Annotated in this window: 10 protein-coding genes; 9 read left to right on the top strand and 1 reads right to left on the bottom strand. The window is 47.9% G+C overall.

The window, feature by feature from the left end:
* The first annotated feature begins 30 nt into the window (after positions 1-30).
* Together ABXR35_RS22635 and ABXR35_RS22630 are read left to right on the top strand one after the other, a co-directional pair.
* Positions 31-879: a hypothetical protein gene (locus tag ABXR35_RS22635; protein WP_367064335.1), complete on the top strand. Its 849-nt coding sequence runs from the start codon at positions 31-33 to the stop codon at positions 877-879.
* Between the two features lie 307 nt (positions 880-1186).
* Positions 1187-2083: a YitT family protein gene (locus tag ABXR35_RS22630; RefSeq protein ID WP_436669407.1), complete on the top strand. Its 897-nt coding sequence runs from the start codon at positions 1187-1189 to the stop codon at positions 2081-2083.
* 122 nt (positions 2084-2205) lie between these two features.
* Here ABXR35_RS22630 and ABXR35_RS22625 read toward each other — a convergent pair whose 3' ends face one another.
* Positions 2206-2754, bottom strand: a complete 549-nt coding sequence (locus tag ABXR35_RS22625) for a DUF6386 family protein (protein ID WP_367064334.1) — start codon at positions 2752-2754, stop codon at positions 2206-2208.
* A 476-nt stretch (positions 2755-3230) separates the two neighbouring features.
* On the opposite strand from ABXR35_RS22625, the gene argC reads away from it, so the two are divergent.
* The 7 genes from argC (at position 3231) to argH (ending at position 12011) form a co-directional block, all read left to right on the top strand.
* Entirely contained in the window at positions 3231-4283 is a 1053-nt protein-coding gene (argC, locus tag ABXR35_RS22620) for an N-acetyl-gamma-glutamyl-phosphate reductase (RefSeq protein ID WP_367064333.1), read from the top strand.
* A gap of 124 nt (positions 4284-4407) precedes the next feature.
* On the top strand, positions 4408-5634 hold the full coding sequence (argJ, locus tag ABXR35_RS22615; protein WP_367064332.1) for a bifunctional glutamate N-acetyltransferase/amino-acid acetyltransferase ArgJ: 1227 nt from the start codon (positions 4408-4410) through the stop codon (positions 5632-5634).
* A gap of 251 nt (positions 5635-5885) precedes the next feature.
* Complete coding sequence (gene argB / locus ABXR35_RS22610) at positions 5886-6695, top strand: acetylglutamate kinase (RefSeq protein ID WP_367064331.1); 810 nt, start codon at positions 5886-5888, stop codon at positions 6693-6695.
* Positions 6696-6742: 47 nt separating this feature from the next.
* The gene (gene argD / locus ABXR35_RS22605) at positions 6743-7981 is read left to right on the top strand and encodes an acetylornithine transaminase (RefSeq protein WP_367064330.1); all 1239 of its coding nucleotides are present in this window, start codon (positions 6743-6745) and stop codon (positions 7979-7981) included.
* A gap of 208 nt (positions 7982-8189) precedes the next feature.
* On the top strand, positions 8190-9155 hold the full coding sequence (argF, locus tag ABXR35_RS22600) for an ornithine carbamoyltransferase (RefSeq protein WP_367064329.1): 966 nt from the start codon (positions 8190-8192) through the stop codon (positions 9153-9155).
* Between the two features lie 181 nt (positions 9156-9336).
* Positions 9337-10593 (top strand): argininosuccinate synthase, encoded by a 1257-nt coding sequence (locus tag ABXR35_RS22595; RefSeq protein WP_367064328.1) that lies wholly within the window; start codon positions 9337-9339, stop codon positions 10591-10593.
* An 8-nt stretch (positions 10594-10601) separates the two neighbouring features.
* Positions 10602-12011: an argininosuccinate lyase gene (argH, locus tag ABXR35_RS22590; protein WP_367064327.1), complete on the top strand. Its 1410-nt coding sequence runs from the start codon at positions 10602-10604 to the stop codon at positions 12009-12011.
* The last annotated feature ends 572 nt before the right edge of the window (positions 12012-12583 follow it).

Below are 12583 nucleotides of genomic sequence, written 5' to 3'. Positions count from 1 at the left end.
CGATGATAAATCATTAAGGAGGAATTGATAGTGGAGAATATGCGTACTCAAAAAGAGTGGCTTGATTATATTAATCGATTACAGGAACGAGAACGACAAAAAATCACATCTGGCGGATTAAGCAATTGGGTTATAGCTGTAGCCTTATTAGGATTAGTCTACTGGATATATCCTGATATTATTAATATTCAAAGACATTGGTTAGTCGTTCTAATGGGATATGCTTTTCTTTCAAATATTTTGATTTCAACCTTTGATATTTTTAACGTATATGTGAGAGCGGATAAAATTCATCATTTTTATAGCAGTCAAAAAAAGAATATAGATCATAAAGGAGTCACTATTCTTCAATGTTTTGATGTTGCTATGAATCTTATATATGCATGGATTAATATTTACTTATTTATATTAAGCCATGCGAAAGGGTATTATGTGTTCGAGATGTACTTCATGCTATACAGTTTTCGATATTTGTATGATTTTGTTCTTTTATTATATATGCAAGTTAAGAAGAGAGCGTATAAAAACACGATGATCCAGGAACCTATATCGTATACAAAAAAGAATTATAAAATTGCAATCATGCTCATTTGGACAGGATTATCTATTATGCTTCATTTGTATCTTGGATATGATATAGCGCAAACTGTAGATTTTAATAACTTGCTTTGGAAACAGATTTTTGATGGCTTTGCTCTAGTGATTATTGTGATTTTGATTCAGTTCATGATTACTATTTTTATAAAAAGAATAAAGATAGCATGGCTGGAAGAATTGGAGAAGGAAATCATTTTAAAATCTTTAAATGAAAAGCAAATTATTTTTAAACTCAAAAATGGATATTACGATTCTAGTCATATTGATAATTATTTTGGATAAGCAGCAAATGTGGAGACATACTCCAAGTAAGAGATTCCCTTTTATTTTCGAATCGTGACATGAGGCAATAGTAGATAAAGCTTTATTACAAGTGTCCGTCTCTGTTGTGCCGCTTTGGTTCTCTCCCGGGTTAAAGTGTCACCCATTTGCCGCATGTTCTTTCAAGAAATGTGGTTTTCTACTACAATAAAAGCCGCGATAGATTTAGATATGAACCGGATTGGAAACGAGATTGTCTGGTAGGAACGCAGATCAGACATGTTCAAATATCGGCTTCGTAAATTTGTGGATACGGGTGGTAGGGAAAATGATGACTTCTTTAACAACAACAGGACGCAGGCGAAAGCCGCCGGTGATTCCTTTGACAGGACCGCTGCGCAATGTATGGGATGCGGCGTTGATCATTGTAGGCGCCTTGGTGATGTCGCTCGCGTTTAATTTGTTTTTGCTGCCCAATCATATTGCGTCGGGTGGCGTAGCAGGTATCTCAATTATTGCGGCACAGGTGCTAGGCGTGGAGCCAGCGTATACGCAGTGGGTGTTTAATATTCCATTGTTTGTAGCGGGCTACTTTGTGCTGGGGCGGCATTCTAGTATTCGTTCATTACTAGGGACGATTGTGCTGCCACTATTTGTGTATATCACGCGGGATATCCCAGCGCCAACGACGAATCCGCTGCTGGGCGCGCTGTATGGCGGGATTGGTGTAGGGATCGGATTGGGAATCGTGTTCCGTGGACGTGGATCGACGGGCGGGATGGCGATTCTGGCGCAGATGATTCACAAGCTGACCGGATTTAGCATGTCGTTTTGCGTAGTGATGACGGACGGCACGGTGATTTTGCTAGCAGCGATCTTTCTCAAGCCGGAGCAGGCATTGTATGCGCTGATCGGGTTGTTTGTAACGAGTAAAATGATTGATGCGGTAGAGCTAGGCTTCAGCAACTCGAAAGTCGCCTATATTATCTCAGAGGAAGTCGAAGAGATGCAGCGGGCGATTCTGAATGATCTGGATCGTGGGCTGACGAAGCTGAATGCAGAGGGCGGCTATACGGGGGATGAGCGTACTGTCTTCATGGTCGTTGTCGGGCAAAATGAAGCCAGTCGGCTGAAAACGATTGTGCGGTCGGTCGATCCAGAGGCGTTTGTCATTATTAGCAATGCGCATGAGGTATTGGGAAAAGGATTTAAGTTGCCGGGATAAGGCAGGTAGGAGCATGACACTTTGAATAAGAAGTGTCATGCTCCTTTTTTGTAGAATGTTGAATGGGATTGTAGTAAAGTTTTAATGGGATATAATGGAATTTTTGATGTGGGCTATGGTCTTTAAAGACGTAAGCTCTGGTTAAAGTTGTTGAGTATAATATGCTCCACGACATCGTCGGACGTGATTGATACGTTATCCTTTGTAGATGTCGTTGTCTCTTTGGCTTCTGTAAGACGATGATTGGGCAAAGCAGATTGCGTATCTGCCAGCCACAGCAGAGCGATTTGGATCGACTGCTGTTGTCGGGTGGCTTGCACTTCATATACACCGGGGCGTACGCTCCATACGTTGCCGGACACAGCTTCGGAATCGTCTGGCTCTAGATCGCCCCCGGTAGTATCCTCGGCTGCGTCTATGAACAATTGACCAGATGGCATATGAAGAAAGCCAGACAATTGCGGCTGTTGGATATGCGTCATTATCTGCACATCGTATGTGCCATCGTTTTCAAAATGCAGAAATAGGATACGACCGTAATTGCTTTCTTCCAGTTCATCCTCTTCGATGGTCCACCAGTCTGGCGTATTCTCCATCCGGTGGCGAATGGCTTGCAGGTCGAAAATGGATAGAGCAGCAGTATCAGTTGTAAACGAAAAAGTAGAACGCATAGACGGAATCACTCCATATCATATGTATTGGATCGTGCGGGTCAAGCATTATACGTAATGCGTCTCCTTTGCCAGAACAGTAGGATGCTCTGCTTCGGCAGCATACGGCAGCAAAGTAAGAAAGGATGAACGTCATGACTGCATGTTCTCAGTATAAATATCGGTAGAATGTAAGGGTGATGATGGGTATACAGAGATCTTTTATTTATTTTAACATGACACGGCTCTATCATTATCTTTGGATGAACCCGCGCCATGTCGAAGATATGATAAACGGTGCGGATGAAATAATGTTTTCGCGCAAGGTTGTATTTATATTACATGGGATGTATAATAATACACAGCTTATTCATCGGAGACGTAACCGCCATTTGAGCAATCAAAGCTATGCTGAATGTCATGCAGCAGCATAAGTGCATGAAGGATATAGGTAGCTGATTGCGTGGCGTAGAAGCAAGGAACAGGGGGAATGGAAGATGAGTTCAGATCAACTAAAAGTCGCTATTGTAGGTTCCACCGGCTACGGCGGGGTGGAACTGATTCGTTTTTTACAGCACCATCCGCAGGTAGAGATTGCATCGGTAATCTCGGCTTCTAGCAGCGGTAAGCCAATGTCGGATCAGTTTCCACATTTGAATGGATTGCTGGATATGGAGCTGGATGGTGTGAATCCTACCGAAACAGCACAGAAGGCAGATCTGGTCTTTCTGGCGACACCATCGGGTGTGAGCGGCGAACTAGCACCGCAGTATCTGGAAGCAGGTCTGAAAGTCATCGATCTGTCTGGCGACTATCGGCTCAAGGATGCCGCCGTATACGAGCATTGGTACAAGCACAAGGCGCCACAGGCAGATGTGCTGGCTGAAGCGGTATATGGATTGTGCGAGTTAAAGGGCGGCAGTGTAGCAGGTCAGCGACTCATCTCCAACCCCGGTTGTTATCCAACGGCGACGCTTCTCGGACTATTGCCGGGCGTAGATGCTGGCTGGGTAGATACGAATACGATCATCATTGATGCCAAATCTGGCGTATCGGGCGCGGGACGTGGTACTAGCCTGAATTCGCATTATGCGGAAATGAATGAAAACTTCAAAGTGTATAAAATCAACAAGCATCAGCATATTCCCGAAATCGAGCAGGTGCTTGGTGAAGTGGCAGGCAAGCAGGTGACGGTAACATTTACAACACATCTGGTGCCGATGACACGCGGTATTATGAGCACCATGTATATGAAGGTGACAGGCAATCATTCCGAACAGGATTGGATTGATCTGTATCGCGAATATTATAAAGATCGTCCGTTTGTCCGTGTACGTGGTAAAGGCCAATGGCCATCCACGAAGGAAGTGGCAGGTTCCAACTATTGCGATATCGGCTTTGCGCTGGATGAGCGTACCGGTCGCATGACGATTGTGTCGGTTATTGATAATTTGGTCAAAGGCGCTGCCGGTCAGGCGATTCAAAACCTGAATCTGATGATGGGCTGGGACGAGAATCTCGGACTGAATATGATTCCGGTATATCCTTAACATATACGGCCCACTATGACGCCGCCTCTATCGCAAGCATGCGCATAGAAGCATCTATCCTTTGTTTTCTACAATTGCATCTTCTCAAATTTACATCGTCGATCAGGAAGTGAGTGGAGATATCATGTCAGATCAAGGATTTCAACAGATTCAGGACGGTTCGATCGTTACACCAGTAGGATTTCAGGCAGCAGGATTGCATTGCGGATTGAAAAAAACAGAGCGTAACGATCTGGGCGTGATCGTGTGTGATGTGCCAGCAGCGGCGGCAGCAGTGTATACGACGAATCTGTTTCAAGCGGCCCCACTGCAAGTGACCCGCGAAAGTCTGCATAACGGTACATTGCGCGCAGTAGTCGTGAATAGCGGGAACGCCAATGCTTGTACCGGTCAGCAGGGCGAGCAGGATGCGTATACGATGCGTGCGCGCACAGCGCAGCAATTTGGTTTGCATGAAGAGGATGTGGCGGTCGCATCGACTGGTGTTATCGGTGAACTGTTGAAAATGGATCGTCTCACTTCCGGTATCGACAAGCTAGCTGCTGTAACAGGCAATGCGCCAGAGCATGCCGAAGCATTTTGCCAATCGATTCTGACGACCGATCTGGTGAAAAAGGAAATCTGTGTAGCGGTACAGGTGAATGGCACAACTGTACATATCGCTGGAGCAGCCAAAGGCTCAGGGATGATTCATCCGAATATGGCGACAATGCTTGCTTTTATGACGACGGATGCGAAGATTTCATCCGCCCATCTGCATCAGCTGTTGCGCGATACGACGGATCGTACCTTTAACATGATTACGGTGGATGGCGATACGAGCACCAATGATATGCTGGTGTCGATGGCAAGCGGGCTGGCGGATCACGAAGCATTGACGCCAGAGCATGCCGATTGGGAAGCTTATGCTGCTGGATTCCGTCATGTATGCGAACATCTGGCACAGGCGATTGCCCGTGATGGCGAAGGAGCGACCAAGCTGGTAGAAGTGGTGGTCAACGGCGCGCTGAGCGACTTGTCCGCTAGAGCGATTGCCAAGACGGTCATCGGTTCTAGTCTTGTGAAGTCTGCCATGTTCGGTGCGGATGCCAACTGGGGACGCGTGATTGCTGCGGTTGGGCGTGCAGGTGAGCCAGTGGATGTGAACACAGTGGATATTCGCCTTGGCGACATTGTGGTGCTGACTGGATCACGTCCAGTGCCATTTGATGAAGAGGCAGCGCTGGAATATTTGAAAGGTGATACGGTACAAATCGTCGTGGATCTGCATTATGGCGAAGGCAGTGCGCTCGCATGGGGCTGCGATCTAACATATGATTATGTGCGTATCAACGCGGCATATCGCACGTAAATCTATTCATGATTCAGCGTGATAATGGCAATAACGACCGAGCAAGTCGCGGTGGTTGTTGCCAGTGTACATATCGACTATGACGTTTAAATATAAGTAACGAATGAAGTATAAGCGAAGCAAGACCCAACGATAGGTTACGGAACCAAGCTCTATCGGTAATAGACCTGATTCGAAGAGAGCAAATGCAATAAGAACAGCAAGCAGAACAGGCATACCAAACAGACAATCGGAGAATGGAGGATATGGATATGACAGGACAGACAGCTCGTACCTTTGTGATGAAATGCGGTGGTAGTACGCTAGCAGCGCTGCCGGATTCGTTTTTTGCAGATTTGCAGCAGATTCAACAGTCGGGTATTCAGCCGGTAATTGTTCATGGCGGTGGTCCGGCGATTTCGGATAATCTGGGCAAATTAGGGATCGAAACCGAGTTTGTTGGCGGATTGCGTAAAACGACCGAGCAGGTACTGGATGTGGTGGAGATGGTGCTTTCGGGCAGCATCAACAAGCAGATCGTCCGACGAATTCAGGGCAGCCGGGCAAAAGCAATCGGCATCTCTGGTGTCGATGGTGGTCTGATTCAGGCCAAACCGGTTGCCAATTCCGCGGAAGTCGGATTGGTGGGTGATGTCACGTATGTTGAGGCATCCATTATCCGCTCCATTACCGATCTGGGCTATATGCCCGTCATCGCTCCGGTAGGTGTCGATGCGACGGGACAGCATTATAACATTAATGCCGATACGGCGGCGGGAGCGGTTGCCTCGCACCTTGGCGTGCCACGCATGATCGTGGTTACCGATGTACCGGGCATTATGAAGCAAGTGGACGGCGAAAAGAAAGTACTACCGCAAGTAACTATCACTGAGATTGAGCAACTGATCGAAACAGACGAAATTTACGGTGGCATGATCCCGAAAGTGAAAGCAGCGATTGCCTGTATCCAAGGCGATGTGCAAGAAGTTATTATTGTCGACGGCAGTGAGCCGGGCATTCTAAGCCGAGTACTCAACGGCGATGCTGTCGGTACACGAATTGTACGCAATACGGTACTGTAAATGTATCGTTTCCCTATTTCAACCAACGATTAAGGAGCGTGACCAGCATGGCTAATCCGATGAACAACCAGCAATCACCAGCAAATACTGAAAGTGCGTTATTCCCTTCGTATGCGCGATACCCGCTTGCTTTTGCCAAAGGAAAAGGAAGTTATCTGTGGGATGTAAATGGTAAGAAATATCTGGACTTTATGTGCGGACTGGCAGTAACCAATCTGGGACATGCTCCCGAAAGTGTAACAGCGAAGCTCAAGGATCAGCTGGATCAACTATGGCATACGTCCAATCTGTTCCAGATTCCGAATCAGGAACAAGCAGCACAGCTGCTAACGTCGATGACATCTGGCGATGCTGTATTCTTCTGTAATAGCGGCGCGGAAGCGAACGAAGCAGCGATCAAGCTAGCGCGGAAGTATCAGCAAAAGATCAAAGGCGAAGAACGTTATGAGATCATTACCTTTACCCAGTCCTTCCACGGTCGGACACTGGCAACCTTGACGGCAACCGGACAGGATAAAGTAAAAGAAGGCTTCCATCCACTGCCCGCGGGCTTTATCACAGTACCATTGAACGATCTGGACGCTCTGCAAAGCGCAATCGGTCCACACACCGCAGCGGTTATGCTGGAAATGATTCAGGCAGAAGGCGGCGTGCATCCAGCAGGTGTGGAGTATGTACAAGCCGTGGCAGAGCTGTGCAAGCAGAACGGTCTGCTGCTCATTATTGATGAGATCCAAACGGGTATGGGACGTACCGGCAAACTGCTAGCATTTGAGCATTATGGTATCGAGCCGGATATCTTCACTCTTGCTAAAGGTCTGGCAAGCGGCTTCCCAGTGGGCGCGATGGTCGGCAAAGCGCATCTGAAAGAAGCATTTAGCGCAGGTAGCCACGGTTCTACCTTCGGCGGTACACCGCTCGCAACCGCAGCAGTGATCGCTACATTAGAAACGATGCAGGAGCAGAATGTCGTCGAGCATGCCGCACAGATGGGCGACTATCTGAACCAGCAGCTGCATGACAAGCTGGCAGATCATCCATTTGTACTGGAGATTCGTGGCAAAGGCTTGATGATCGGAATTGAGTGCGCAGGTCCAATTAATGAGTTGATTCTGGTTGGACAGGAAAAAGGGCTGCTATTCGTTAATGCTGGTCCAAACGTAATCCGTCTGCTGCCGAATTTGCTGATTACGAAGGAAGAAATCGATCAGGCGATCAGCCTGCTGAGCGAAATTATTCAGGAGTATGCGCCGGTTGTAACGGCGGCAAGTCCAAGCGGTAAGTAAGCGCAACATAGATTGGTTTTCACTGATTGGCTCTAACAAGTAGAAGAACTATACATTCGCTGCTTCGGTTCAACCTGAGAGCGACCATTATAAACGATTCGCACCGTTGATCGCGTGCATACAATACAACAGATAGATGCGTCTGCTGCCGACGAATGTGATTGGTAATGCAGTAGCACTTGCATCTATCTGTGAGGAGGCTGGAACATTGTCCGACGCAACACAAACAGGCAAGCTGGAACTGAGCCATTTTAAAGGTAAAGATTTTATTGAATTGAGCGACTATACCGCTGAGGAGATTCATTTTCTGATCGAGCTGGCGATTGAACTAAAGCGCAAGCAAAAAGCCGGTGAAGTGTATCGCCCGCTGGAAGGCAAAACGGTTGGACTGATTTTTGAAAAGTCGTCTACGCGTACCCGTGTATCGTTTGAGGTTGGTACGTATCAGCTGGGCGGACACGCATTGTTCCTGAGCAAAAATGATATTCAAATGGGACGCGGCGAGACCATTGCCGATACGGCGCAAGTGATGTCCCGCTATCTGGACGGTATTATGATCCGTACGTTCGGTCATGAGAATGTAACCGAGCTGGCAAAATATGCCGACATTCCGGTGATCAACGGACTGAGCGATCTGGGGCATCCGTGTCAGGTGCTGGCGGATTTCCAAACGATTGTGGAGCACAAAGGCAAGCTAAAAGGTCTGAAACTGGCATACATCGGCGACGGCAACAATATGGCGCACTCGCTGATGATCGGCGGCGCACGTGTCGGTCTGGACGTATACGTTGCCAGCCCAGAAGGATATGAGCCGGACGCAGAGGTGCTGAAGCAATGTGAAGCATTGGCAGCAGAGAGCGGCGCGACCATCAAAGTCGTACGTGATCCGAAGGAAGCGGTAGCGAATGCGGATGCCATTTACACTGATGTGTGGGCGAGCATGGGCTTTGAGGAAGAGCAGAAGATACGCGAGCAGGCATTTGCTGATTATCAGGTGAATGAGGAGCTAGTGAGTCATGCGAAGCCAGATTATATCTTCCTGCACTGTCTGCCTGCTCACCGCGGTGAGGAAGTTAGCGCAGGCGTGATCGACGGTGGTAACAGCGTGATTTTTGATGAAGCGGAAAATCGCCTGCATGCGCAAAAAGCGATTATGGCGGCGCTGATCGGATAATCTTTTTACGATTAGTAACAAAGCGTACAACCCGGTTGTTGGGCGCAGCAGGAACCTTTACAATAACAATAATGAAGAATAAACGACCTTTTGACGGACAGGAGCAGAGCAGGTACATCTCGCTTGTATCTGCTGTCCACCTGCCCGCTTCAAAAGGTTTTACATTGGGGGGCATTTGAACATGGCAAAAGACAAAATTGTACTGGCATACTCCGGTGGACTGGATACGTCCATCATTCTGAAATGGCTGAAAGAAACATATGACGCAGAGATCATTACGTTTACAGCGGATATTGGACAGGCGGATGAGTTGGACGGTCTGGAAGAAAAAGCACTGGCAACTGGTGCATCCAAAGTGTACATCGACGATCTGCGTGCAGAATTTGCGGAGGATTTCATTTATCCGATGTTCCAAGCGGGCGCACTGTATGAAGGACAATACCTGCTCGGTACAAGTATTGCGCGTCCATTGATTGCAAAGCGCATGGTGGAAATCGCTCGTGCGGAAGGCGCCATTGCGATCGCTCACGGCGCAACGGGTAAAGGGAATGACCAAGTACGTTTTGAATTGAATGCAGCTGCACTGGCACCGGAGATCAAAGTGATCGCCCCTTGGCGTCTGGAAAAATTCCGCGAGGACTTCCCAGGACGTGCGGAAATGATCTCTTACGCGGAATCCCACGGCATTCCGGTTACGGCATCGGCAGCGAAGCCGTATTCCACAGACCGCAACCTGCTGCATATCAGCTATGAGAGCGGCGTGCTGGAAGATCCAAACTTTGATGCAAGTGCAGAGAGCAACAAAGACATGTTCGTGCTGAGCGTATCTCCAGAGGATGCACCGGATCAGCCGGAAATGCTGGAGCTGGAATTTGCACAAGGTAACTGTATTGCCCTCAACGGTCAATCGCTGACTCCGCTAGAAGTGATGGAGAAGCTGAACGAGCTGGGTGGCAAGCATGGAATCGGTCGCGTCGATATGGTGGAAAACCGTTTTGTCGGCATGAAGAGCCGTGGCGTGTATGAGACACCAGGTGGTACAATCCTGTTCACCGCTCACCGTAAAATGGAGTCACTGACGATGGACCGCGAAGTAATGAGCCTGCGCGATTCGCTCATTACCCGTTATGCGAACCTCGTGTACAATGGCTTCTGGTTCGCACCAGAGCGTCTGGCACTGCAAGCACTCGTAACCGAAAGTCAGAAAAATGTGACTGGTACAGTACGAGTGAAGCTGTACAAAGGCAACATTATCGCTGCTGGTCTGAGCAGCCCATACAGTCTGTACAACCCAGACATCGCGACCATGGAAGCTGATCCAACCAATGCGTATGATCAAGGCGATGCGGCTGGCTTTATCCAGCTGAATGCACTGCGTCTAAAAGTGGGCGCTGGTGTACAGCAGCAAGCAGCAAGTCAAGTGAAGCAGGGAGTGTGACCGGCAGCATGAGCAAACTATGGGGCGGACGTTTTACCAAGCAAACGAATCATCTGGTGGAGGAATATACAGCCTCCATCCATTTCGATAAAGCATTAGCTGAGGAGGATATCCAAGGCAGTCTGGCACATGTCACGATGCTGGGCAAATGTGGTATTGTACCCGCAGAAGATGTAGAAACCATCAAAGCTGGTCTGAATAAGGTACTGGACAATATCCGTGCCGGAAACGTACAATTTTCCGTGTCTGATGAAGATATTCATATGAATATTGAAAAGCATCTGATCGAAGAAGTCGGCGCGGTGGGTGGCAAGCTGCATACCGGTCGTAGCCGTAACGATCAGGTGGCAACTGATATGCACCTGTACTTGCGTAATCGCGTGGTGGAGCTGACCGGATTGCTTCACGCTTTGCAGGAAGCGCTGATCGGACAGGCAAAAGCAAACCTGAACACAATCATCCCAGGCTATACGCATCTACAGCGCGCCCAACCGATTCTGTTCGCGCATCATCTGATGGCGTATGTCTCCATGTTCGAGCGCGATATTGACCGACTCAAAGACAGCTACAAACGGATCAATGTATTGCCGCTGGGCGCAGGTGCGCTGGCAGGTACAACATTCCCGATTGACCGTCATTTTGTGGCAGAGCAGTTGGGCTTTGACGGCGTATACGAGAACAGTCTGGACGCGGTTAGTGACCGCGACTTTATCGTCGAATTTCTGGCGGGCGCTTCGCTGATTATGACGCATCTGTCGCGTCTGAGCGAAGAACTGGTACTGTGGAGTAGTACGGAGTTCAACTTTATCGAGCTGGATGATGCTTTCTGCACAGGCAGCAGTATTATGCCGCAAAAGAAAAACCCAGATGTACCGGAACTGGTACGTGGGAAAACTGGTCGCGTGTACGGCAATCTGATCGGTCTGCTGACCGTACTGAAGTCGTTGCCGCTGGCATACAACAAGGATATGCAAGAAGACAAAGAAGGCATGTTCGATACAGTAGCGACGCTGGAAGGCGCGCTGCAATTGTTCGCACCGATGATTTCTACCATGAAAGTAAATACGGGACGGATGAGAGAAGCGGTCAACAAGGACTTTTCCAATGCGACCGATATTGCCGACTTCCTCGTGAACAAAGGTCTACCTTTCCGTCAGGCGCATGAAGTCATCGGTAAAACGGTGCTGTACTGCATTCAGGAAGGCAAGTATTTGCTCGATCTGACGCTGGAAGAGTTCCAGAACTTCTCGCCGTTGTTTGACGATAATATCTACCAAGTGCTGCAACCGGAAACGGTGGTCAATGCGCGTAACGTCTATGGCGGTACAGCAACGGTACAGGTGGAGCAAGCGATTGAGCGTGCAGGTGGTAAGCTGCAACATACGGTGCAATGGCTGGAGCAGCATACGCGTTCATAATAGGTTGTTCACGTTATGATGCAACATGTATCCATTCATCGCGTATTTTGCAATTATGTATTCCTGAATCGCATCGCGTAATTACAAATAGCTATTCATCACGGCGGTATTTCTTCTCGATAGAGAGGGAATACCGCTTTTTACGTTGTTCACTATCTAATGATTGTGAGAATGTATATTCTTTTGCCGAAGAGACTGTCCAAATACGGAAAAGCATGTTCAAGTACTGAAGATGATAGAAAAGAAAAACGAAAGACGATGGTTGCGAACATATGAGAATCATCATACTGAGACGACAGCAGAGCATGGATATTCTGTGACAAAGATAACGGGAAAGCATGAAAATACTAGATTTTAGAGAATTTCTTTATCGTTTCATAATAAAAAGGGAACCTCAGCATGAGGAATCTGATTAAAATCAGATTGTATGTTTTTATGAAAGCTAGTGAAGGGTGGCGAACGTAGCGGTTTCACGTGCTTTGCTAGCAGTCGGATCCTAGGCTTGTAATGAAAAGAAATAACATGTAAGCTTATCCACCTTGAGAAAGAGGAATGCAGCAGGTAAAGCAGCC

This window comes from Paenibacillus sp. JQZ6Y-1 (genome assembly GCF_040719145.1).
GTDB classification, from domain to species: domain Bacteria; phylum Bacillota; class Bacilli; order Paenibacillales; family Paenibacillaceae; genus Saccharibacillus; species Saccharibacillus kandeliae.
Note: the sequence above shows the minus strand (reverse complement) of the source record. Positions and strands in the feature narration are given on the sequence as shown.